This window comes from Bradyrhizobium sp. LA2.1 (assembly GCF_040547725.1).
Taxonomy (GTDB): Bacteria; Pseudomonadota; Alphaproteobacteria; order Rhizobiales; family Xanthobacteraceae; genus Bradyrhizobium; species Bradyrhizobium barranii.
In genome coordinates, this window is the sequence record NZ_JBEPQI010000017.1 from 120,522 (window position 1) to 144,060 (window position 23,539).

The 23,539-nt window shown below is 65.1% G+C and carries 24 protein-coding genes; 5 read left to right on the forward strand and 19 right to left on the reverse strand.

The window, feature by feature from the left end; all coding sequences use genetic code 11:
- Positions 1-128 precede the first annotated feature (128 nt).
- From serA to ABIB95_RS29435, 10 genes are all read right to left on the reverse strand, one after another.
- Positions 129-1,718, reverse strand: coding sequence for a phosphoglycerate dehydrogenase (serA, locus tag ABIB95_RS29390; RefSeq protein WP_085399315.1), 1,590 nt, complete (start codon positions 1,716-1,718; stop codon positions 129-131).
- 127 nt (positions 1,719-1,845) lie between these two features.
- The gene (locus ABIB95_RS29395) at positions 1,846-3,018 is read right to left on the reverse strand and encodes a phosphoserine transaminase (protein ID WP_166103400.1); all 1,173 of its coding nucleotides are present in this window, start codon (positions 3,016-3,018) and stop codon (positions 1,846-1,848) included.
- A gap of 79 nt (positions 3,019-3,097) precedes the next feature.
- Positions 3,098-3,289, reverse strand: coding sequence for a hypothetical protein (locus ABIB95_RS29400; protein WP_014492058.1), 192 nt, complete (start codon positions 3,287-3,289; stop codon positions 3,098-3,100).
- Between the two features lie 173 nt (positions 3,290-3,462).
- Positions 3,463-3,927: a GNAT family N-acetyltransferase gene (locus ABIB95_RS29405; protein ID WP_063985523.1), complete on the reverse strand. Its 465-nt coding sequence runs from the start codon at positions 3,925-3,927 to the stop codon at positions 3,463-3,465.
- A 30-nt stretch (positions 3,928-3,957) separates the two neighbouring features.
- On the reverse strand, positions 3,958-4,548 hold the full coding sequence (locus tag ABIB95_RS29410; protein ID WP_028151832.1) for a glutathione S-transferase family protein: 591 nt from the start codon (positions 4,546-4,548) through the stop codon (positions 3,958-3,960).
- A 72-nt stretch (positions 4,549-4,620) separates the two neighbouring features.
- The gene (locus tag ABIB95_RS29415; RefSeq protein ID WP_354244478.1) at positions 4,621-5,430 is read right to left on the reverse strand and encodes an outer membrane protein; all 810 of its coding nucleotides are present in this window, start codon (positions 5,428-5,430) and stop codon (positions 4,621-4,623) included.
- 168 nt (positions 5,431-5,598) lie between these two features.
- Positions 5,599-6,435 (reverse strand): outer membrane protein, encoded by an 837-nt coding sequence (locus ABIB95_RS29420; protein WP_354244481.1) that lies wholly within the window; start codon positions 6,433-6,435, stop codon positions 5,599-5,601.
- Between the two features lie 228 nt (positions 6,436-6,663).
- Positions 6,664-7,914, reverse strand: a complete 1,251-nt coding sequence (locus tag ABIB95_RS29425; RefSeq protein ID WP_354244484.1) for an MFS transporter — start codon at positions 7,912-7,914, stop codon at positions 6,664-6,666.
- Between the two features lie 297 nt (positions 7,915-8,211).
- Positions 8,212-9,555 carry a phosphoglucosamine mutase gene (gene glmM / locus ABIB95_RS29430; protein WP_071909589.1) on the reverse strand — a complete coding sequence of 448 codons (1,344 nt, stop codon included), beginning with the start codon at positions 9,553-9,555 and terminating at the stop codon, positions 8,212-8,214.
- A 218-nt stretch (positions 9,556-9,773) separates the two neighbouring features.
- Positions 9,774-9,941: a hypothetical protein gene (locus ABIB95_RS29435; protein ID WP_166103414.1), complete on the reverse strand. Its 168-nt coding sequence runs from the start codon at positions 9,939-9,941 to the stop codon at positions 9,774-9,776.
- A 119-nt stretch (positions 9,942-10,060) separates the two neighbouring features.
- On the opposite strand from ABIB95_RS29435, the gene ABIB95_RS29440 reads away from it, so the two are divergent.
- Positions 10,061-11,197, forward strand: coding sequence for an alpha-hydroxy acid oxidase (locus ABIB95_RS29440; RefSeq protein ID WP_354244487.1), 1,137 nt, complete (start codon positions 10,061-10,063; stop codon positions 11,195-11,197).
- A 124-nt stretch (positions 11,198-11,321) separates the two neighbouring features.
- Here the strand turns inward: ABIB95_RS29440 and ABIB95_RS29445 are convergent, their stop codons facing one another.
- The 9 genes from ABIB95_RS29445 to ABIB95_RS29485 form a co-directional block, all read right to left on the reverse strand.
- Positions 11,322-11,942 (reverse strand): single stranded DNA-binding domain-containing protein, encoded by a 621-nt coding sequence (locus ABIB95_RS29445; RefSeq protein WP_354244490.1) that lies wholly within the window; start codon positions 11,940-11,942, stop codon positions 11,322-11,324.
- Positions 11,943-11,956: 14 nt separating this feature from the next.
- Positions 11,957-12,583 carry a hypothetical protein gene (locus ABIB95_RS29450; RefSeq protein ID WP_028151813.1) on the reverse strand — a complete coding sequence of 209 codons (627 nt, stop codon included), beginning with the start codon at positions 12,581-12,583 and terminating at the stop codon, positions 11,957-11,959.
- A 67-nt stretch (positions 12,584-12,650) separates the two neighbouring features.
- Positions 12,651-13,490 (reverse strand): shikimate dehydrogenase, encoded by an 840-nt coding sequence (locus tag ABIB95_RS29455; RefSeq protein ID WP_354244493.1) that lies wholly within the window; start codon positions 13,488-13,490, stop codon positions 12,651-12,653.
- Positions 13,491-13,542: 52 nt separating this feature from the next.
- On the reverse strand, positions 13,543-14,187 hold the full coding sequence (locus ABIB95_RS29460) for a YoaK family protein (RefSeq protein WP_354244496.1): 645 nt from the start codon (positions 14,185-14,187) through the stop codon (positions 13,543-13,545).
- A 66-nt stretch (positions 14,188-14,253) separates the two neighbouring features.
- Positions 14,254-16,008 carry a SulP family inorganic anion transporter gene (locus tag ABIB95_RS29465; protein WP_354244497.1) on the reverse strand — a complete coding sequence of 585 codons (1,755 nt, stop codon included), beginning with the start codon at positions 16,006-16,008 and terminating at the stop codon, positions 14,254-14,256.
- A gap of 94 nt (positions 16,009-16,102) precedes the next feature.
- Positions 16,103-16,375: a helix-turn-helix domain-containing protein gene (locus tag ABIB95_RS29470; RefSeq protein ID WP_014492044.1), complete on the reverse strand. Its 273-nt coding sequence runs from the start codon at positions 16,373-16,375 to the stop codon at positions 16,103-16,105.
- Positions 16,376-16,686: 311 nt separating this feature from the next.
- Positions 16,687-18,735, reverse strand: coding sequence for an elongation factor G (locus ABIB95_RS29475; RefSeq protein ID WP_063985533.1), 2,049 nt, complete (start codon positions 18,733-18,735; stop codon positions 16,687-16,689).
- Between the two features lie 153 nt (positions 18,736-18,888).
- Entirely contained in the window at positions 18,889-19,371 is a 483-nt protein-coding gene (locus ABIB95_RS29480; protein WP_063985534.1) for a DUF992 domain-containing protein, read from the reverse strand.
- A gap of 172 nt (positions 19,372-19,543) precedes the next feature.
- A complete protein-coding gene (locus tag ABIB95_RS29485) occupies positions 19,544-20,746 on the reverse strand; it encodes a pyridoxal phosphate-dependent aminotransferase (protein ID WP_039157959.1) in 1,203 nt (400 codons plus the stop codon).
- Between the two features lie 561 nt (positions 20,747-21,307).
- Here ABIB95_RS29485 and ABIB95_RS29490 point away from each other — a divergent pair.
- From ABIB95_RS29490 to ABIB95_RS29505, 4 genes are all read left to right on the forward strand, one after another.
- Entirely contained in the window at positions 21,308-21,958 is a 651-nt protein-coding gene (locus ABIB95_RS29490) for a glutathione S-transferase family protein (RefSeq protein ID WP_063985535.1), read from the forward strand.
- Positions 21,959-22,110: 152 nt separating this feature from the next.
- Positions 22,111-22,287, forward strand: coding sequence for a hypothetical protein (locus ABIB95_RS29495; protein ID WP_014492039.1), 177 nt, complete (start codon positions 22,111-22,113; stop codon positions 22,285-22,287).
- Between the two features lie 73 nt (positions 22,288-22,360).
- Entirely contained in the window at positions 22,361-22,519 is a 159-nt protein-coding gene (locus tag ABIB95_RS29500) for a hypothetical protein (RefSeq protein ID WP_085965621.1), read from the forward strand.
- A gap of 128 nt (positions 22,520-22,647) precedes the next feature.
- Entirely contained in the window at positions 22,648-23,460 is an 813-nt protein-coding gene (locus ABIB95_RS29505; RefSeq protein ID WP_085399305.1) for a PAS-domain containing protein, read from the forward strand.
- Positions 23,461-23,539: the final 79 nt, after the last annotated feature.

Consider the following 23,539-nt stretch of genomic DNA (forward strand, 5'->3'; position numbering starts at 1 on the left):
TTCGACTGGCTTGGGAGAAATAAAGCGGGCCGCAGCATCAACAAAAACGCCGCCCTCTCGGGAGGGCGGCGTCGTTGTTCCGCAGGTCGGAATATATGATGGCCGTCATTCCGTGGCGCGCGAGCGTCTCAGAACGTCAGTGCCTTGACCTGCTTGACCTGCGGCAGGGCCTGCACCTTGGCGAGCAGATCGGGCGGCACGACGCCATCGACCTCGATCAGCGCGATGGCATCGGAGCCCGGCGCGACGCGGCCGAGATGGAAGGTCGCGATGTTGATCTTGGCGTCACCCAGCAGGCTCGCGAACTTGCCGATGAAGCCCGGCTTGTCCTCGTTGGTCACGTAGATCATCGACTTGCCGAACTCGGCGTCGACGCGGATGCCCTTGACGTCGACGAGGCGCGGCTTGCCGTCATGATACACGGTGCCGGAGACCGAGCGCTCCTGGCGCTCCGTCGCCACAGTGACGGTAATCAGGCTCTCATAGTCGCTCTGGGCGGCGCGCACGATCTCGTCCACCACCATGCCGCGCTCCTTGGCGACGACGGGGGCCGACACCACGTTGACCTCGCCCAGCATCGGCCGCAGCAGGCCCGACAGCACGGCCGAGGTGATCGCCTTGATCTTCATCTCGGCGACGTGGCCCTCATAGGTGATCTGCACCTTGAGGATGCCGGATTCGGTGAGCTGGCCGGCGAACGAGCCGAGCTTCTCGGCGAGCGAGATGAACGGCTTCAGCTTCGGCGCCTCTTCCGCCGTGATCGACGGGAAGTTGACGGCGTTCGAGATCGCGCCGGTGAGCAGGTAATCCGACATCTGCTCGGCGACCTGGAGCGCGACGTTCTCCTGCGCTTCCGTGGTGGAGGCGCCGAGATGCGGCGTGCAGATCACGTTGGGATGGCCGAACAGTACGTTCGCGTTCGCCGGCTCCTCGACGAAGACGTCGAAGGCGGCACCTGCGATGTGCTTGGAATTGAGCGCATCGACCACCGCCTGCTCGTCGACCAGGCCGCCGCGGGCGCAGTTGATCAGGCGCACGCCCTTCTTCATCTTGGCGATCGCGGATGCGTCGATGATGTTCTTGGTCTTCTCGGTGAGCGGGGTGTGCAGCGTGATGAAGTCGGCGCGCTTCAAGAGGTCGTCGAGCTCGACCTTCTCGACGCCGATGTCCTTGGCGCGCTCCGGCGACAGGAACGGATCGAAGGCGACGACCTTCATGCGCAGGCCGAGCGCGCGGTCGGCGACGATCGAGCCGATGTTGCCGCAACCGACGACGCCGAGCACCTTGCCGGTGATCTCGACGCCCATGAAGCGGTTCTTCTCCCACTTGCCGGCCTGGGTCGAAGCGTCGGCCTGCGGGATCTCGCGGGCGAGCGCCAGCATCAGCGTGATGGCGTGCTCGGCGGTCGTGATCGAATTGCCGAACGGCGTGTTCATTACGATGATGCCCTTGGCCGTGGCGGCGGGAATCTCGACATTGTCGACGCCGATGCCGGCGCGGCCGATCACCTTGAGGTTGGTCGCCTTCTCCAGGATTTTTGCGGTCGCCTTGGTCGCGGAGCGGATCGCGAGACCGTCGTAATTGCCGATGATCTCGGCAAGCTTGTCCTTGTCCTTGCCGAGGTTGGGCTGGAAGTCGACCTCGACGCCGCGATCCCTGAAGATCTGCACGGCAGCGGGAGAGAGCGCGTCGGAAATGAGAACTTTGGGCTTGGTCATGGGGATAATCCGTGGTGCGAGCTGCATTTACGGAACGTCGCCCGCGGGCCTGACCCGCGGGTCCATCTCTCTTGATCGATGGATGACCGGGCCAAGCCCGGCCATGACGAGAATGAGTTGGAACGCGTTACGCCGCCTTGGCGAGCTGCGCCTTGGTCTCGGCGAAGGCCCAGTCGATCCACTGGGTCAAGAGCTCGACGTCCCTGGCTTCGACGGTGGCGCCGCACCAGATGCGCAGGCCGGCCGGCGCATCGCGGTAGTAGGCGAAGTCGTAGCCCGCGCCTTCCTTCTCGACCAGCGCGACCAGCTTCTTGGAGAAGTCGGCCTGCGCGTCCTCGGAAAGCGAGGTGATCGCGGGATCGGTGAACTTTAGGCACACCGAGGTGTTGGAGCGGATCGCGGCGTCCTTGGCCAGGAAGTCGATCCAGGGCGTCTTCGCCTTCCAGTCGGCCAGCACCTTGGTGTTGGCGTCGGCGCGCGCGATCAGCGCCTTCAGGCCGCCGATCGACTTGGCCCAGTTCAGCGCATCGAGATAGTCCTCGACGCACAGCATCGACGGCGTGTTGATGGTCTCGCCGACGAAGATGCCTTCGTTGATCTTGCCGCCCTTGGTCATGCGGAAGATCTTCGGCAGCGGCCAGGCCGGCTTGTAGGTCTCGAGCCGCTCCACTGCGCGGGGCGAAAGGATCAGCATGCCGTGCGCGGCTTCACCGCCGAGCGCCTTCTGCCAGGAGAAGGTGACGACGTCGAGCTTGGCCCAGTCGAGCGGTTGCGCGAACGCGGCCGACGTCGCGTCGCAAATGGTCAGGCCTTCGCGGGTCGCGCTGATCCAGTCGGCGTTCGGCACGCGCACGCCTGAGGTGGTGCCGTTCCAGGTGAAGACGACGTCGCTGTTGGGATCGACCTTCGAGAGATCGGGGATCTCACCATAGGCAGCGTTGAGCTTGGTGACGTCCTTGAGCTTCAATTCCTTGACGATGTCGCTGACCCAGCCTTCGCCAAAGGATTCCCAGGCGAGCGTGGTGACGGGCCGCGCACCGAGCAGCGACCACAGCGCCATCTCGACCGCGCCGGTGTCGGACGCCGGCACGATGCCGATGCGATAATCGGCGGGCACTTCAAGCACTTCGCGCGTCAGATCGATCGCGAGCTTGAGCTTGGTCTTGCCGACCTTCGCGCGATGCGAGCGGCCGAGCGCTGCGTCCTTGAGATTTTGGGCGTTCCAGCCGGGGCGCTTGGCGCAGGGGCCGGAGGAGAAATGCGGCACGTTCGGCCGCGAAGCGGGCTTCGCTACAGTCATAATCTACCCTTCCAGATAGTAAGCCTCCCGTTGGGGGGAGGTGTCCCGCCGCGGCTAATACGGGAAACGGGAAGAGTCGTCAAGGAAGTTCCGGCGTCTCACGCTGGAGTGAAGGCGCTTCCGGCGCAATCTTGGGGGATTCGACCACGGCAAGCGCGTTCAGCAAGTCCGTGGCATCGCTGATCAATTGCGCGGCACGACGTCGGCTGCCGACTTTCAAAATGCATTTGTCATTGGCCTGCACGACGTAATCGTTGCCGACCTTGATCATGGAATAGCTTGTCATCGAAATCCCCGAACCGACCGAGCCCGGTGTCCGACGCTGCCGTAGCACCGATCGTTCCCGGCTCAACGTGAACGACGGCTGGGTAGTTTACCGGCTCTTAATATGAACGAATGCGCGATCCGAATTTGCTGATCGCGCAAGGCTCGCGGCGAGCTGCGTCAAAAGCGGACAGTCATGCCGACGTGACTCGCAGCGAAGCCGAGCCGCTTGTAGAAGCGCTGCGCGTCTGTTCGCGTCTGATGCGTCAGCAGTTCGACCAGATTGCAGCCGCGCGCTTTCGCTTCCGCGACCGCCCATTGCACCAACTGCTCGCCGATGCCGCGGCTGCGACAATCGGAAGCAACGCGGACATCTTCGAGCAGACCGCGGATGCCGCCTTGCGTGCTGATGCCCGGCAAGATCGCGAGTTGCAGGCAGCCGACCACCCTGCCCTCGCTCTCTGCCACCACGAGCGTGAGATTTTGATCGCGCGCGACCCGCTCGAACGCCTGATAATAGGACTCAGGCAAGGGATCCTCCACGCGCTCGCGGGCACGCCCGAGATGATCATCGGCAAGCATGGCGACGATCGCCGCAACGTCCTCGCGGCGCGCGGGACGGATGGAGACGGACTTCTCGTTCATGTCGGGAAACTCCAAGAATCAGCGCGCCTCTCAGCGCGCCGGTGGAAGGCCGAGCCAAGCTTCGGCCTCGCCGATCCAGCGACGGATGGCGGCATGGCGGCCGAGATCGAAGCCACCTTCATGCGCGAGGCGGGTATAGGCGAGCAGCGAGACGTCGGCGAGCGAAACCTCCTCGCCGGCGAAGAAGCGGCTTGCCGCAAGATGCTGCTCCATGCGGTCGAGCGCCGCATAGCCGCGCTTGACCTTGTCAGGATCGAGCTCGGATGCGTCCTTGCCGAGATAGACCAGCTGGAAGCGGCATACCGCGATATAGGGCTCGTGGCTGTACTGCTCCCAGAACAGCCATTCGTCCATCTTGGCCGCAGTGAAGGCATCGCGCGGAACGAGCGCGCTGTCGCGGGCGAGGTAGCGGATGATGGCATTGGACTGCGCCAGCGTGCGGCCGTCGTCGAAGGCGACAGTGGGCACCTGGCCGGCGCCGTTCATCTTCAGGAATTGCGGCGTGCGCGTCTCGCCCTTGCGGGTGTCGATCTCGATCCATTGGTAAGGCAGCGCGAGCTTGTCGCAGACCCACTTCACCTTGAGACAGTTGCCGGAATTGGTGTCGCCGTAGATCTTCATCGCCGTCGCCCCGTTTTGGAGCGACAGAGCATCAGGACTGACCGGGCCTGTCAATTGCCCCGGCGCACAAGATCAGAACTTGTAGCCGAGGCCCGCGCGAACGGTGTTGATGTTGGTGTCCACTTGGGCGGCGAAGCGGATATATTCCCACTCGGCGCGCATGAAGAGACCGCCCACGAGATTGATGTCCACGCCGAGACCGGCGCTGTAGCCGTAGATCAGATGGTTGTGCTGCACGTCGGTCGAGGAGATCGGCCCCTGCAGAACGCCGGCCGGGGTCACGAAATCCTGCGCACTCACAGACCGCGTGATGTCGGCATTTCCGAGCGCGAGTCCGGCGAACATGTAGGGCAGGAAGCATCCCCACGCATAACCGGCCCTGCCGCGGAATGTTGCCATATCCTTGATCGCGATCGAAGACGTCGAGCTCGCCGTGACCGAGTGCACGTTACCGTCGGACAATTGGTTGCTGCGGGCTTCGCTGGCCGTGGCCGATCCGCCGAAGGAGCCGTGGAGGTAGCTTGCTTCCAGGCTGAGGACGACATCGTCCCACTGGGCATTGTAGCCGGCGAAGAAGCCGTATCCGGTGGTGCGGCGGGAGGCCTTACCGAGGCCCAGATTCCACTGCGAGACACCCATTTCCGACTCGATCAACGTGTCGGCCAGCAGCGCCGCCATCATGTTGTTGGTCGAACCGTTGAAGTTCTCGTCGGAGGCCCCGTAACCGGCCTGGGCGCCGACGTAGCTGCCCTCCCAATTCGGCCGCGAGTTGGTCAGACCGTCGGTGAACGAGCCGCGCAGGATGGGCAGATCCGGCATGTCGGCCGCTTGCGCAGCAGACACCGTCCCCAACATCGCCGCCGCCAACATCAGCCCACGCATTGCAACGCTCCATCGAACTCGAACTTTCGCTCGTGATCATGGCTCGTTAACCTTAACCAATGGTTGCGTCTGACGTTTTCGTCGCCGCTCGCCATGAAAAATATGCAAAGCAAAACGGCGCGGGATGATCCCGCGCCGTTAAGAGACGTTAAGCGATGAGGCTGACGATCAGCCCTTGGTGATGAGCGGCGGCGGCATGTAGGCCGGCGGGCTGCTCAGGTCCCAGCGCACGCCGAGCTTCACGTCATGCGAGGTGATGTCCTTGACCTTGATCGTCGACGGGCCCGAGATGCTGTTGTCGTAGGCGCGGAAGTTGCCGGGATTGGCGTCGCCGAGATCCATGTAGCTGTAGGCGAGTTCGACGGTGAGGCCGGGGCTGACCTTGTAGGCGAGACCGGCATGGGCGGCCCAGGCGAAATTCCACTTACCGTTGTCGGCGAAGTAGGTCACGCTGTTGGAGAGCCCGCCGGGATTGATCCGGGTGCCGTCGTCACGGAAGCCGCTGAGCTTGTTGTAGGAACCGCCGACACCGGCGCCGATGAACGGGGTGATGCACCACCAGGTGCCGAGATCGACATAGGCGTTGGCCATGACGACCCACTCGGATTTGCTGCCGGAGTAGTTGTTGGCTTCGAAGTCGGTCGCGCTGAGCGTGACATTGTCCGAACCGTGCAGATTGGCCTTGCCGCGATACTGGCCGATCACGTCGGTGCGGAACCAGTTGTTGAAGCGATAACCAACGCCGAGGTCGAACAGCGGCGAGCTATCGAAGCCGAGGCCCACGGCCTGGGTCGGGAACGCCTGCGCGGTCGCGCTGTCGATCCGCTTGGCGCTCTGGTTGGTCATGCCGATGTCACCGCGGAGATACCAGCCGCCGAAGTCGGCGGGCGGAGCCGGCGGCGCGTACATGGGAGGCGGAGCGGCGATCGGCATATCGGCGGCGAACGCCATCGAAGAGATGAGGGTCGCCGCACCTGCGGCAAGGAGAGACTTAACGCTACGCATTTGGCTTCGTCCTTATGGCCGGTGAGGCAAAATGCTGACGCCCCACGTTCTGGAAACTCACGGGAGGACGATGGCACCAAATGTTTAAGCGCCACTTAACCCTAATTTTTAAGGTTGATTTTTTCTCACCACTCGCGCGCATGCCGCGGAAGCGTTGCAAAAATGCGGCGCCCCGACGCGCCAATTGCTAACGATTGATGAAGCCGCAATGCAGCGAGACAGGATTTTTTAACGCAGGTGCCGCGGCAGCTTGGGCAGGAACACCGCAAGCAGGCCGATCGCCGGCAGCCAGGCACAGACCTGGTAGACGAACTCGATCGAGGTGTGATCGGCGAGCTTGCCGAGCACGGCGGCACCCAGGCCCCCGATGCCGAAGGCAACACCGAAGAACACGCCGGAGATCATGCCGAAGCGGTGCGGCACCAGCTCCTGCGCGAACACGATGATCGACGACGTCGTCGAGGAGATGATCAGGCCGATGATGACGCTGAGCACCGCGCTCGCATAGAGCCCGGCATAGGGCAGCGCCAGCGTGAACGGCAGCGCACCGAGGATCGAGATCCAGATGACGATCTTGCGGCCGAAGCGATCGCCCAGCGGACCGCCGAAGAACGCACCGACCGCATTCGCGGCAAGGAAGATGAAGAGATAGATCTGCGCCGCCTGCGTCGACACGCCGAAGCGATCGATCAGATAGAAGATGTAGTAGCTCGACAGGCTCGAGACGTAGAGCTGCTTCGAGAACAGGAGCGCCACCAGCACCGCAAGCGCGACCGCGACGCGGCGCGAGCTCGGCGCGTCGGGATGGGCCTGCACCGTCGCCGTCTTCTTCGCCTTGATCTGCGGCTCATACCAGCGGCCGATGCGCCAGAGGATGAGGATCGCGAGGAACGCGATCGAGGAGAACCATGCGATGCTGCCCTGCCCGAGCGGCACCACGATCAGCGCCGCCAGCAACGGCCCCATCGACGTGCCGAAGCTGCCGCCGAGCTGGAACACCGATTGCGCGAAACCATAGCGGCCGCCAGAGGCGAGCCGCGCGATGCGCGCCGACTCCGGGTGAAACACCGCGGAGCCGAGGCCGACCAGCGCTGCGGCGACGAGGATGACGAGATATTGGTGTGCGGCGCTGAGCAGCAGCAGGCCGAAGAAGGTCGAGGCCATGCCGATCGCGAGCGAATAGGGCTGCGCTTTCTTGTCAGTGTAATGGCCGACCACCGGCTGGAGCAGCGAGGCCGTGAACTGGAAGGCCAGCGTGATCATGCCGATCTGCGCGAAGTCGAGCGCGTAGGTGTCCTTCAGGATCGGATACACCGAGGCGATCAGCGACTGCATGGTATCGTTGAGGAAGTGCGAGAAGCTGATGCCGGCGAGCACGACATAGGCCGGCCCTGCGGCAGCCCGGGCGGCGGGCGCCACGTCGCTGACGACGACCGGTTCGGTCAGCGTTTCCTCGGAGACGACGACAGGCTTGTTCAATGGAGCATCCCGGCGGGCACGGCAGATTGCCGCACCGCCTAACTACGATGCCGGCTGCGGCCGATCCACCGCCAATCGTCGATGGCTGGAATGCACGTGCCGGTTTCACCGCGAGGCGACACGGCCTGCATGGTTCGAGACGCCCGCCGTTGGCGGGCTCCTCACCATGAGGGTCCGGGGATTTCGTAGCCCGGATGGAGCGAAGCGTAATCCGGGACGTCTATGTCCGCCGGCTCGATCCCCGGATTTCGCTGCGCTCCATCCGGGCTACGATCGCGCTTCGCGTAGCGATGCGCCTCAGGCCGCGGCCTGTCCGAGCGCGGAGACGATGGTGTCGACGACGTCCTCGACCAGCAGGCGGTCCTCGCCCTCGCCCATGACGCGGATCACGGGCTCGGTGCCGGACGAGCGGATCAGAAGGCGGCCGTGGCCGTTGAGCCGCTTCTCGCCGTCGGAGATCGCCGATTTGACGTCGGAATCCTCGAGCGGCTTGCCGCTCTTGTAGCGGACGTTCTTCAGGATCTGCGGCAGCGGGTCGAAACGGTGGCAGACCTCCGACACGGGCCGGCGCAGCTTCTGCACCACGGCCAGCACCTGCAGCGCCGCAACGAAGCCGTCGCCGGTGGTGGCATAGTCGGACAGGATGATGTGGCCGGACTGCTCGCCGCCGAGATTGTAGCCGCCTTTCAGCATCTGCTCGAGCACGTAGCGGTCGCCGACCGGCGTGCGCACGAGATCGAGCCCCTGCCCCTTGAGGAAGCGTTCGAGGCCGAGATTGGACATCACGGTGGCGACGATGCCCGGCCGCGACAGCCGGCCGTCTTCCTTCCAGCTCTGCGCGATCACCGCGAGCAGCTGGTCGCCGTCGACGGTGTGGCCGCGCTCGTCGACCAGGATGACGCGATCGGCGTCGCCGTCGAGCGCGATGCCGATGTCGGCGCGCATCTCGCGCACCTTCTTCGACAGCGTTTCCGGCGAGGTCGAGCCGCATTCCTTGTTGATGTTGAAACCGTCGGGCTCGACGCCGATCGGCACGACGTCGGCGCCCAATTCCCACAGCGCTTCCGGCACCACCTTGTAGGCGGCGCCGTTGGCGCAATCGACCACGACGCGCAGGCCGTCGAGCGAGAGATCGCGCGGCAGCGTACGCTTGGCGAATTCGATGTAGCGGTCATGCACGCCGTCGATACGGCGGGCGCGGCCGAGGCTCGCGCTCTGAGCGAGCCGCTTGTCGAGGGATTCGTCGAGCAGCTGCTCGATCTGCTTCTCGACGTCGTCGGACAGCTTGAAACCCTGCGGGCCGAACAGCTTGATGCCGTTGTCCTCGAACAGATTGTGCGAGGCCGAGATCATCACTCCGAGATCGGCGCGCATCGACTTGGTCAGCATCGCCACCGCCGGCGTCGGCATCGGGCCGACCAGCAGCACGTCCATGCCGACCGAGGTGAAGCCCGCGACCATCGCATATTCGATCATGTAGCCGGACAGACGCGTGTCCTTGCCGATCACGACCCGGTGGCGATGGTCACCGCGCTGAAACGCAAGGCCTGCGGCCTGGCCGACCTTGAGCGCGAGCTCCGGCGTGATCAGTCCGTTGGCGCGGCCCCGGATCCCGTCCGTCCCGAAATATTTGCGGCTCATATCGTCCCCCACGCAACAATCAGGGACCCCTCTACAACTACGGGATGCCCGAAAGGGACCCGCATCCCTGATTTGCTGAGACGTTATAATGCCTTCGCGGCTAACTTGGCTTCAAAAAATGTGATTAATCATTACGGGACCGGGCCCAAGGCGCCCCGGTAACTTATTGTTAGCACTATATTTCCGGCCGACAGGGCGGAACGGAGCGGAACCCGCCCCTAGTCGGAGCGCTTCACATGGCCGTCCTGGCGGCTCGGCGCCGGCTGGGTGACGTTGACGGGATCGGACCCCGGGAAGGTCTCTTCCAGACCCTCCTCCAGCGCGTCGTCGAGATCCTGCTTCTCCTTGATCTCTTCCGGTGTCGGCTGGCCGCGCGGTTTGCTCATGGCGCCCTCCTCCCAAACGATTTGGCTGTGCATCCAACCATGCTAGATGACCCCTCGATCTTCCGATGCAAGACTTCTGAAGCAAGACTTCTGATGCAAGACGGGCCGGGGAAACGTTCATGAAGCACATCACCTGTATCGACGATCTTCGCACGCTGCATCAGCGCCGCGTGCCGAAGGCGTTCTTCGACTATTGCGACCGCGGCTCCTATGCCGAGGAAACGCTGCGCGCCAACCGCGAGGACATGCAGGCGATCAAGTTCCGCCAGCGCGTCCTGGTCGACGTCTCCAGGCGCGACACCTCGACCATGATCCTCGGCGAGTCCTCGACCATGCCGTTGATATTGGCGCCCGTCGGCCTCCTGGGCATGCAGTATGGCGACGGCGAGATTCATGCCTGCCGCGCCGCGCAGGCCGCCGGCATCCCGTTCACGCAGTCGACGATGTCGATCTGCTCGATCGAGGACATCGCCGCGAATGTCGAGAAGCCGTTCTGGTTCCAGCTCTACGTGATGAAGGACCGCGGCTTCATCAAGGAATTGATCCAGCGCGCGATGGCGGCGAAATGCAGCGCGCTCGTGCTGACCGTCGATCTCCAGGTGATCGGCCAGCGCCACCAGGACATCAAGAACGGCATGACGGTGCCGCCGGAATGGTCGCTGTCGAAGCTGATCGATTTCGCCACCAAGCCGGCCTGGGTGTCGGGCGTGCTGCAGGGCAAGCGCCGCACCTTCGGCAATCTCGCCGGTCATCTGAAGGTCAGCGACGACATCACGTCGCTGTCGACCTGGATCAACTCGCAGTTCGACACCTCGCTGAACTGGAACGACATCGAGTGGATCCGCAGCATCTGGCCGGGCAAGCTGATCCTGAAGGGCATCCTCGACGTCGAGGACGCCGAGCTCGCCGCGAAGACGGGCGCGCAGGCGCTGGTCGTCTCCAACCATGGCGGCCGTCAGCTCGACGGCGCACCGTCCTCGATCGAGGCGCTGCCGGAGATCGTCGACGCGGTCGGCTCGCAGATGGAGATCATGTTCGACGGCGGTGTCCGCTCCGGCCAGGACGTGATGCGCGCGCTCGCGCTCGGCGCAAAGTCCTGCATGATCGGCCGCGCCTACGCCCATGGCCTCGGTGCCGGCGGCCAGGCCGGCGTCGCCAAGGCGATCGACATCATCCAGAAGGAGCTGCTCACGACCATGGGCCTGTGCGGCGTCAACAGGATCGACGAGATCGACGATCACATCATTGCGGTGTGAGCGAAGCGGCGGCGCCGTAGGGTGGGCAAAGCGAAGCGTGCCCACCAATTTCGCGAAACGCGGGAAAGTGGTGGGCACGGCGCAAGTGCGCCTTTGCCCACCCTACGAGTTCAGCGCTAGTCCCTCACATCGGCGGCGTAATCCCGTCGCGACCGACGTTCACCCGGTTGGCCTCGAGCGAGCCGTCCTCCTTCTTCGCCGCGCCGAAGATGATCAGCTTGGCGCCGGGCTTGATCTCGGATTTGTCGCTGGCGACGAAGGTGACGATCGGCGTATCCGGCGGCACCACCACTTTCTTCTCGCCGTCCTTGTACTTGACGGTGATGTTCTGGCCGTCGGTGCCTTCCACAGTCTGCGCCACGGTCGCGTTAGTCATGGTCGAGTTGGCGCGCGCATCCCAGGGACGAAAACCTTCGGCCGCGCCGCGCTGGTTCTCGGGGAAGATGTGCACCGCGATCGCCTTCTGCGTGCCGTCGGGCTGGGGCATGCCGGTGACGCCGATATACGAGCCTTCCTTGATCTCCGACAGTGAGGTCTTCACCACGGCGAAGACCGCGACGTTGTCGGTCATGCGCACCTTGACGTCGCTGCCTTCGCGCGTCTTGATGCCGAGCGTGTTGCCGTCGACGCTCTCGATGGTGCCGCGGATGCGGACGGTCGGCGACTGCTGCGCCGAGGCGGAGAACATGGATGTGACGACGAACGCCGCTACGAACAGGCGCGGCATCCAGCTTGATTTCGACATGTTGCGATTCTCCATCACATCGGTGGTGTCAGGCCGTCGAGGCCGACACTGACACGGTTGGTTTCGAACGAGCCGTCCGGCAGCTGCTTCATGAAGGCGACGACTTTTGCGCCGGCCTTCAGCTCGGATTTGTCGCCGGGCACGAAGGTCACGACCGGCGTGTTGTCGGCGACGAACACCTTCTTCTCGCCGTCCTTGTACTTCACCAACAGCGTATGACCGTCATTGCCGACCACGCTCTCCGACACCGTGGCGTTGGTCATGGTGGAGTTCGGCTTGAGGTCATAGGGCCGCGAGCCCTCGCCGGTGCCGCGCATGCTCTCCGGAAACACGTGGACCTCGACCGCGTTCTGGCCGCCGTCCGGACCCGGCACCGTGGTGGCGCCGACGAAGGAGCCGACCTTGATGTCGGCGAGTGAAATTTTGGTAACGCCCGACACGTTCACGTCAGGGGCGATGCGGAGCTTGACGTCCTCGCCGCTGCGCGACTTGACCTGCATGGTGTCGCCATTGACGCTCTCGATCGTGCCGCGCACGCGCGTCGGCACCGGCGCCCTCTGCGCGACGGCATAGAGGGTGGAAGCGGCCACCATCGCGACGGCGATGAGCGGACGTGTGAAAGTTGCACGTTGAACAGGCATGACGGTCTCCGGATTGTCCCCACGGGGATAGAACTCCGGAGGTGGGGTGCTATTCGCCGTTATCCTTTCAAGTCTTTGTGAGATCGGCCTCGACCAGCGCGCGCAGCTCGGCCGTGACAGCAGGCCTTTGGCCGAACCACAGCTCGAAGCCGCGCACCGCCTGATGCAGGAGCATGCCGAGGCCGTCGGCGGTGTTCAGGCCGCGCGCCTTCGCAGCCGCCAGCAGCGGCGTCACCAGGGGAACGTAGACGAGGTCGGCGACGACCGCCCCGTCCGGCAGGCGCGCCACGTCGACATCGAGTGAAGGCTGGCCGTGCATGCCGAGCGAGGTCGTGTTGAGGAGAAGTCTTGCGCGCGGCAGCACGTCGTTGATGCCGTCCCAGGGGATCGGATGCACGTTCGGCCCGAACTGTCTTGCCAGCGTCTCGGCGCGCGCGATGGTGCGGTTGGCGAGGTGGATGCGCTTGATGCCGCGTTCGAGCAGGCCGAACACGACCGCGCGCGAGGAACCGCCGGCCCCGAGCACCAATGCCTCTTCCGCGCTGTCCCAACCGGCCGCTCCGGCATCGAGATTGCCGATGAAGCCTTCGACATCGGTATTGGTCGAGCGCAGCTCGCCGTCGGCAAACCACAGCGTGTTCGCAGCGCCGACGGCCCTGGCACGCGCATCGGGCGTGGACAGCGCCAGCACATCTTCCTTGTGCGGGATCGTGACGTTGGCGCCAACGAAGCCGCGCAGCGACAGCCGCAGCACGAAGTCGCGCAGATCCTCGGGCGGGACCGCCTCGATGACGTAACCTCCCTCGATTCCGAGCGTGCGCAGCCAAAAACGATGGATCAGCGGCGAGCGCGAATGCGCGGCCGGCCATCCGATCAAACAGGCTGCGGGAGTCCTGAGCGCGGTCATCTGTCCCTCGGGTCGTGTTCGAGGCGATCCATTTCGCGTCCCGCCGGCTCTGTCAAGCGCGCGGCCGCCGCATCGCCACTGCCACGATCGCGGCCAAAGCCAGCGCCGCGGCAGCGGCGAACCAGATCGCGGCGAGGTTGATCCGGGCATAGCCAAGCGCGCCGCCCGCCGCCCCCGCAACGAGCGCCGCCCACAACAGCAGGTTCGGCGCCCAATTCCAGCGCGGCCCGCCGGTGAGGCTCACCGCGAGGAACTGGCCGACCTTGACCAGCGCGCCCGTGACATAGGTGAGGCCGAGGCCCGCGCCACCATCGATCTGGAACACGGCGTTCTCCAGGCCCATCGCGAGTACGATGGCCGCGATCGCGAGGTTCGACAGGCCGTAAGCATGGCAAAGTCCGGCACCCGCAAGCAGCCCGGTTTCAATGAGAAGCAGCCAGGGCTGCCGCTCGGCCCCGCCGCCGAGCACGACGAGGCTGCCGGCCGCAGCACCGGCCACGAACAGCGCGATCAGGCCGAGGGCGCTGGCGGCCTGCCACCACTGCGCTTCCGCAAGGCTGACGCCGAGACGCGTGGAGTTGCCGCTCATGAACGAGACGAACAGGCCGCCGAGATGCAGGAAGCCGATGCCGTCGACATAGCCCGCCAGCATGCTGAGCGCGCAGGCCAGCGCGATATTGCGACGCGAATCCAGCATTCCCTGCACCACCGCCGTGACGCGGCAGTGTCGATCAAATCGGCCGGCTTGAGAAGTGCGCTGCCGTCAGGTCGCGGCCGCGTCATCGGCCACGGGCCGCGCCGCGCCGCCCTTGATGTCGGCAACGGCACGCGCGATCGTCTCGCGATAGCGCGCACGCGGCGGCGTCACGCCATGGGTGAGCAGCGCGCGACGAACCGGGGGCGACGCCCCCGTGATGAACAGCCGGATGCCCTGGCGGTGCGCCTTGGCGGCGACGCGGCCGAGCACGTTGGCGGCCGTCGAATCCAGGAACGGCACAGCGGCGAAATCGACCACAAGACCCTTGCGCTGCTCGGCGATGCTGTCGAGCACGTTTCCGATTGCCGAGGCGGCACCGAAGAAGAACGCACCGGTGATGCGATAGACCAGCACGTCGCGATCGATGGCGAGCGCGGGATCGTAAGGCACGCGCTCGCCATTGCCGTCATCGGGACGATCGGCGGCCACCAGCGGGGAGCGCTCCTCGATGCCCGTCATCTCCGCCATGCGGTGGATGAACAGCACCGCGCCGAGCGCGAACCCGACCAGGATGCCTTCGGTCAGGTCGCGGAAGATGGTGAGCAGGAAGGTCGCGAGCAGCACGACGGCATCGCCCCAGGATGAGCGCAGCAGCGTCGCGAATTCGTGCTTCTCCGCCATGGTCCAGGCGACCACGACGAGCACGGCGGCGAGCACGGCCAGCGGGATGTAGCTCGCGAGCGGCGCTGCGATCAGCATGAACAGCAGCAGAAAGACCGAATGCAGCATGCCCGCGAGCGGCCCGCGTCCGCCGGCGCGGATGTTGGTGGCGGTGCGCGCGATCAGGCCGGTGACGCAGATGCCGCCGAACAACGCCGAGCCGATGTTGGCCGCACCTTGCGCCACCAGCTCGCAATTGGAGCGGTGGCGGCGTCCGGTCATGCCGTCGGCCACCACCGCCGACAGCAGCGATTCGATCGCGGCCAGCAGCGCGAACGAGATCGCATCGGGCAGCACGGCCGTCGCCTTCGCGAGCGAGAACGCCGGCAGCGCCGGCGACGGCAATTCGCGCGGAATGCCGCCGAACCGGCTGCCAATCGTCTCAACCGGCAGCGACAGCACGGCAGTCGCCACCGCCGCGAGCACGACCGCGATCAGGATGCCGGGCCAGGATGGCCGCCAGCGCCGCAAGGCCGCGATGATGGCAATGCTGACGATCGCGACCGCGACGGCGGAGGGATTGATCGTGTGCAGGCCTCCGGCGAGCGCAACGAGTTTCGGCACGAATTCGCTGGGCTCTTTCCGAGCCAGCGTGATCCCGCCGAGATCGCGGAGCTGGCTGGCGAAGATGATCACGGCGATGCCCGCGGTGAAGCCGACCGTGACGGGGTAGGGAATGAACTTGATGTAGGTGCCGATCCGCAACAGGCCCGCGGCGATCAGGACCATGCCCGCCATTAGGGTGGCGAGGATGACTCCGTCGACGCCATGCCGCTCCGCGGTTACCGCGACCAGCACGATGAAGGCGCCGGCGGGCCCGCCGATCTGGAAGCGACTGCCGCCGAGCAGCGACACGATGAAGCCACCGACGACAGCGGTGTAGAGCCCGCGGTCCGGCGTCACGCCCGAGGCGATTGCGATCGCCATCGACAGCGGCAGCGCGACGATTGCAACCGTGAGGCCCGCGAACACATCGGCGCGGAGATCCGCGAGGCCGTAGCCTTCGCGCCAGACGGTGACGAGCTTGGGGAGATAGAGTTCGGCAAAGGTCGGTCGACGCAGCTGATGCAGCTTGCCTGCGTGTTCGCCAGTGATGCTCATGTCCGAAGAGTGCTCCGCTGCCCACAATGCTCCGGTGCATCGTGCAGCGCGCGTGCGACGATGCGCTAGCTCATCCAGAGCACGATCAACGCGATCATGCTCCCACGCGGCGCGGCGGCCCCGGCTCCTTCAGGCGAACGCCCCGCCCGCCGCTGTCGCTGCGGGCCTGCTCGCCGATCAGCTCGACACCGGCCCGGTCGAACGCCTCGACCACCTTGATCAAGGTCTCGACCACGCCGCGCACATTGCCGGTGCTGGCCTCCATCCGCTGGATGGTCGGCAGCGAAACGCCGGCGAGCTCGGCCAAGGCTTTCTGGTCAATGCCAAGCAGCGCGCGGGCTGCCCGCATCTGGAACGACGTGATCACCGTGGCCTCACGTATCAGAGTTTATAAGTGATATCTGGAGCATGTACAATGATGTAAAATACATCATTGTAAGGGGGAACGCAAGGGGCTGCCCCGTCTGCCTCCTCCGTCATTGCGAGGAGCTCTTGCGACGAAGCAATCCAGACCGCCTCCGCAGAGCCAGTCTGGATTGCTTCGCTGCGCTCGCAATGACGGAGGTTGGGCGCGGGTTCGGCCAAACGAAACACCGTGGGCGCGGAAACGGCCCCTCACCTCAGCCTCTCCCCGTAAAGAACGGGGAGAGGGAGTGAGAGAGCCGTGCTTCCCTTACATCACGCCGCGTGCTGATGCGCGGCGATGATCTGGTCGGCGGCGCGGCCGGTCACCTCGGCCATGTGGTCGAACTGACGGGTGAAGCTGCCGGCTCCAGCCGTGGCCGAACGCAGCTCGACGATGAGCTCGCCGATCTCCGCTTCCGGCATCATGGCGCGGACGCAGTCCCATCCGCTCCAGCCGTCACGGGTGTCGAAGCCGAGGATCTGGCCGCGCCGCGCCGACAGGATCGCGTTGATCTTGGCGGTGGCGTCGGTCGGGCAGACGATCTCGACCACGTGGATCGGCTCCAGCAGCACCGACTGGCATTGCGGCAGGCCTTCGTTGAGTCCGACCCGCGCCGCCGTGCGGAAGGCGAGGTCGGAGGAGTCGACGCTGTGATAGGAGCCGTCGGTCAGCGTCACCTGCAGATCGGTGACGGGGAAACCGAGCGGGCCGCGCGTCAGCCCGTCGACAACACCCTCTTCCACCGCGCCGATATAATTGCGCGGCACCGCGCCGCCGACCACCTTCTCGGTGAACTTGAAGCCCTCGCCGCGCGGCAGCGGCTTGATGTCGAGCACGACATCGCCGAACTGACCGTGACCGCCGGATTGCTTCTTGTGGCGGCCGCGCTGAACGATCGGCTTGCGGATGGTCTCCTGGTAGCCGATGGCGGGTGGATGCGAGGTGATCTTGACGCCGAAGCGGTCGCGCAGCCGTTCGCTCGCCACGCGCAGATGCATCTCGCCCTGGCCCCACAGCACGGTGTCGTGGGTCTGGGCGTTCATCACGACGCCGAGCGAGGGATCCTCCTCATGCAGCCGGGCAAGGGCCTGGCCGAGCTTGACGTCGTCCTTGCGGTCGGTGGCGGCGACCGAGATCGCGAGCACCGGCGGCGTCGGCTCCGGGGCGAACAGCGCAGCCGGCGGGGACTTGCCGCTCGAGACCGTGTCGCCGGTCTTGATCGGGTCGACCTTGGCGAGCGCAACCGTGTCGCCGGCTTCGGCCGCGGCACGCTTGGTATCGTAGGCGCCGTTGACGGCGAGGATGCCGGAGATGCGGCCGCTCCCGCCGGAGGCGGATTGCAGCGTCGCTCCGTCGTCGAGATGGCCGGCGAGCAATCGCGTCAGCGACAGCTTTCCGCCGTGCTGCGAATGCAGCGTCTTGAAGACGTAGCCGAGCGCCTCCTTGCTGGCCGGCACACCGAGACGCTTTGCAGTTTCCTCGATGCCGGGCGCCTCGTGGCGCAGGGCCTTCATCAGGCGCAGCACGCCGTTTTCGCGCGCGGCGGCACCCAGCAGCACGGGGCAGATCTGCCCCTCGCGCAATTCGCGGGCGAGATCGTCGAACACCGCATCGCGCGGCGGCTGGATGTCCTCGAGCAATTGCTCCATCAGCGCGTCGTCGTGATCGGCGAGCTTCTCCAGCATCGAGAAGCGGGCCTCCTTCTCGCGATCGAGATCTCCGCCTTCGAGCGCGACCACCTCGGAGGCCTTGTGCTCGCGGTAGATGAACGCACGTTCCAGCGCGAGATCGACGAAGCCCTCGATCAGCTCGCCCTTCCAGATCGGGATCTGGCGCAGCACCAGCGGTACGCGCGAGGCGGGCTGGAGTGTCGCCAGCGTCTCGCGGATGCGCTTGTTGGCGCGATCGATCTTGTTGAGGAACAGGAAACGCGGGATCTTCAGCTCCTCCAGCTCGCGCAGGATGATCTGAAGCTGCGGCAGCTTCTTCTCGTCGGCCTCGCAGACCACGACCGCGGCGTCGACAGCGGGAAGCGCTGCACGCATGTCGTGGGCGAACTCAACGGAACCGGGACAATCGAGGAAGGTGTAGCTGTCGCCCATGAAACTCGTGGTGGCGGCAGTCAGGCCGACGGTCATCTTGTGATGACGGGCCTCAGGCGAGGCGTCGCCGACGGATGTTCCGGCGTCGACGCTGCCGACGCGGGGGATTGCGCCCGTTCGCGCCAGTATTGCTTCGAGAAGTGTGGTTTTACCGCTTTGGAATGGGCCCACCAGTGCGATGCACCGTGGACCTCGGGGACTTCTGACGTCTTGTCCCATTCGCCGCCTCCTTGGTGTGGAGCTCGGCCCATGATTGGGTCGGCAAACGCCGATGCTCTGCCCGTCCCCGAGATTTGGCAAGCATCAAAAATCGCTGCGGTGCGTCGTTGCCGAGATCGCGTCGGACTGACGCGATCTGCACACGCGAAATTGTCAACGACCCGGACGGAGTTCCAGGCTCTCGAGGCCAGCGGCGACGTTGAGGCCGACCTGGCCCTGCACGCTGAGCGGCTGGAGCGCGATCGAATTGTTGGAGCCGCCGATCAGCGCGTTGCCACCGATACCGACGCCGACCGAGGCGCTGCCCTGCGCGCCGGCATAATTGCCCGAGAGATCGCCGGGGCCGAGCCGGTCGACCGGCGCGAACACGCCCCAGGCCAGCGTGGTCTCCTGGGTGATGCCGATGTCGAGGCCCACTTTACGAATGGTCGCGACGTAGCGATCTTCCGGCAAACCGTCGGCACGCAGGACGCAACCGAGATTGGTCACCGAGCCCACGATGAAGCCGACGCTGGCGCCGCCGCGGCATTCGAGCACGCCGACCCGGACCATCCGCTGCTGCTGAGCGCCGCTGTTTGCGACGGAGGCAACGAGGCTGGCCGCGGCGAGCCCGGCGAGGATGAACGAACGGCGCATGAATATCTCCGGCGATGAATGTGATGCGAGCAGAGAGAGCGCCCCACCCGTGTTGCGCGATGGTCTATGCCACAACAGCCGTACTGGTGCCAGATCACGCGTGACGATAAGCGTGCAAACAATAAAAAGGCCCGCCGGAGGCGGGCCTTTTCGAAAGGTATTCGCGACAGGCTCAGCGGAGATTACCGCAGAAGCGCTGGATGCGCTTGCAGGCGTCTTCGAGGTCCGAGGTCTTGGTCGCGTAGGAGATGCGGAACGCCGGGCCGAGGCCGAAGGCCGAACCCTGCACCACGGCGACGCCTTCGGTCTCGAGCAACTCGGTCACGAAGGTCTCGTCATTGTCGATCACCTTGCCCGACGGCGCGGTCTTGCCGATGGTGCCGGCGCAGGAGGGATAGACGTAGAACGCGCCTTCGGGACGCGGGCACTCGATGCCCTTGGCCTGGTTGAGCATGGAGACCACGAGGTCGCGGCGCTCCTTGAACACCTTGTTGTTGGCGGGGATGAAGTCCTGCGGACCGTTCAGCGCTTCGACCGCGGCCCATTGTGCGATCGACGACGGGTTCGAGGTCGACTGCGACTGGATCGTCGACATCGCCTTGATGAGCTGCGCCGGACCGCCGGCGTAGCCGATGCGCCAGCCGGTCATGCAATAGGCCTTCGACACGCCGTTCACGGTGAGCGTGCGGTCGTAGAGTTTCGGCTCGACCTGCGCGACCGTGGTGAACTGGAAGTCGTCATAGACGAGGTGCTCGTACATGTCGTCGGTCATCACCCACACATGCGGATGCCTGACCAGCACGTCGGTGAGCGCCTTCAACTCGGTCCTGGTGTAGGCCGCACCGGTCGGGTTCGACGGCGAGCACAGGATCACCCATTTGGTCTTCGGCGTGATCGCGCGCTCGAGCGCCTCGGCCTGGAGCTTGAAGCCGGTCGCGGCGGTGCAGACCACCGGCACCGGCTCGCCGCCGGCGAGCGCCACCATCTCGGGATAGCTGACCCAGTACGGCGCGGGGATGATCACCTCGTCGCCCGGATTGATGGTCGCCATCAGCGCGTTGTAGAGCACCTGCTTGCCGCCGGTGCCGACGATGATCTGGTTCGGCTTGTAGGCCACGCCGTTCTCGCGCTGAAACTTGCCGATGATGGCTTCCTTCAGCTCGGGAATGCCGTCGACGGCGGTGTACTTGGTCTTGCCGGCTTCGATGGCATGGATCGCAGCCAGCTTGATGTTGGCGGGCGTGTCGAAGTCGGGCTCGCCGGCACCGAGGCCGATGACGTTGCGGCCCGCCGCTTTCAGCGCACGTGCTTTATCCGTGACCGCGATGGTCGCGGACGGCTTCACACGGTCGAGCGCAGCGGCAAGGAAGGACATCGTCATCTCCTGACAAGCGTCGTGAACCCTTTGGCCTCACGACTCCGATTGTGGGAATGAGCCACCCTAAAACGTGTGCCGCTGCGCTGCAAGAAACTTCGGCCCGATCTCGAAAAAGTTTACGGATCTAGAGCGTTTCAAGGCGCGATTTCCCGCAATTTTCCGTAACTTTGCCGCCGGAATCCCTCATATCCGGCAAGGCCTGTCCTCGGAGCAATTTTGCGCGTTGCGCGCCGCCATGAAGCTGACGGCAGTCTGACGCTCGAGAGGACGCTTGAGACAACCTTCGAGCGACTTGCTTTGAAAGACTTTGGCCGTCAGCGGCCGAGGCGATCACGATCGTTCAACCGTCCCGCACGAACGTGCGGCCGCGCGCTAACGCAAGCGTGATCTGATTTGCAGCGTCGCACGAAAATGATCTTTCGCGGCATTGCGGTGCGGTAGGGTTTTCGAGTTTTTCTATGGCGCGGGTCTTGCGGCGGATTCGCAACGGCATCATTGTTTAGCCGCGGTGCGGGGCAACGAACACCGCGCCTTCCCGTCCTCGGAACGAACTCCAGAATGTACAAGCTCTATTCGATGCAACGCTCCGGCAACAGCTACAAGGTCCGCCTTGCGCTAGCCCTGCTGAACGTGCCTTACGAAGCGGTCGAGGTGGACATTCTGCGCGGCGAGAGTCGCACGCCGGACTTTCTGACCAAGAACCCGTCGGGACAAGTGCCGCTGCTCGAGGTCGGCGACGACCGCTATCTCGCCGAGTCCAACGCCATCCTCTGGTACGTCGCGGTCGGCACGCCGCTCGCGCCCGAGAACCGCATCGACCGCGCCGAAGCGCTGCAATGGATGTTCTTCGAGCAGCACGCGCTCGAGCCGAACATCGGCGCCGCCTATTTCTGGCTGTCGCTGGTCAAGGGCGGCCGCGATCTTCAGACCCACTCCCTGGAAGATTGGATGGAGCGCGGCTATGGCGCGCTCCAGGTGATGGAAAACCACCTCAAGACCAACGCCTATTTCGCCGCCCGCCAGCTCACGGTCGCCGACATCGCGCTCTACGGCTACACCCACCTCGCCGAGCGCTGCGACTTCGACCTCTCGACCTTCCCGGCGATCCGGGACTGGCTGAAGCGCGTGGAAGCTGCACCCGGCTTCGTAGCGATGGACTGGCGGCCGGCCGACGTCGACGACCCCGCCAGCATCGCGGCGGGCGCCTGACGGCGCGCTGGCTCCGGGAATAGCGGGCATAAGGGCAGCCTGTGCCGCATTCTCGCCATTTTCGACGCTATGGCCGCCCCAATATTGCCGGTTGAAACAGGGAAATTGTTCGAGTCGCGGGTGATTCGCTCGCACGTTGAAGGATTTAGAGCATGATTCGGGCGTCCGGCACGGCAGGCTTTCGGGGCCCAACCGTTACCGTTTCGTCTTCCCGGCTGACCAACGCGGTCGTGGCCTCGCTCGCCGTCGCCGCGCTCTCGCTGTGCCTGATCGTCACCCTGACTGTGCTGTCGACCAAGGCGACCATGGCGATGGGCCTGCCGGTCTGATCCCCGTTTCATCCCGGACCCGCCTTCAAGGTGCCGCGCGGCCCGCGCCGACCGGCATCGCGACAGGACACCGATGAAATCGCCTGTGGTAGTCGTTGCAATCACCCTGACTGCGGCCATCCTGGTCGCGGCATCGCTGTTGATTTTCACCGGCGTGCGCAAGAGCTCGGGGACGTCGACGCTGAATGCGCCGGCGCAGCAGCAGCGCCTCAGGCACGCGCATTTGGCTTAAAATCATCCGAAAGCCTTGCCCTTACCGGCAAGTGCTCCTTAAGCGCACTGCATGAAATCGCATCGCATGGGCGCAACGATCAGCCAGTGTTGCGGCCTTACCTCGTTCGGGAGGAGCGAGACTGGCCCATGCGGTTCGGATGGCGTGCGATCTCCGGTCCGGCGCTGACAGCGGCAATTGCGCTGCTGGCGATCCTGCTCGATCGCTATATCCATGTTCCCTCGCCCGCGCCCCTGTTCGTCTGCATCGTGGCGCTCGCCGGCTCACTGTCGGGTCTCGCTTCCGCCATGACCAGCGCTGCCGTCGCGGTGATCGGCGCGGCGTTGTTCTTTCTGGCCCATCGGGCCCTGCCGGGCTATGCGGCGGCGGATCTGGTCCGGCTCGGCCTCCTCGCCGTGACGACTGCCGGCACGGCCGCAATCACCGGCCTGATGCGCGAGCGGCTGCTCGGCACATTCGCCGCCGAGCGCCAGAGCCACGCCACCGCCGCGCGGCTGTCGGCCGCGCTCGACCAAGTCGATATCGGCATCGTGCTGCTCGACGCCGAAACGCGTGCCGAATTCATCAACCGCGCATTTCGCGACTATTTTGCGCTGCCGGACGAAGTGGCCGACGGCAAGCCGCCCTTCATTGCGCTGATGTATCACGGCCGCGACACCGGCGCGTTCGAGCTGCCCGAGGACGAGCTCGGCACCTTCATCGCACAGCGGATGCAAATGGTGCGGATCGGCGACGCCACGCCGATCAACATCGCCTTGCGCAATGGCGAGGTGCTGCGCTTCGTCTGCGCCGTCCTGCCCGATGGCGGGCGCATGCTGGGCTACACGCCCGTGACCGACCTCGTACGCCACACCGACCCGCCCGCGCGCGCCGAGTACTACCGCTCGCTGCGCGACCCTGCGGGCCGCAGGCTGATGCGGTACTTGCGCGTCGCGGAGTGATGCGACGGCGCGATTGATCGGCAGTGCGATCATCACGTATGAAGGACGCTTCATCGCCTTGCGTCCTCCGAGATCGCGG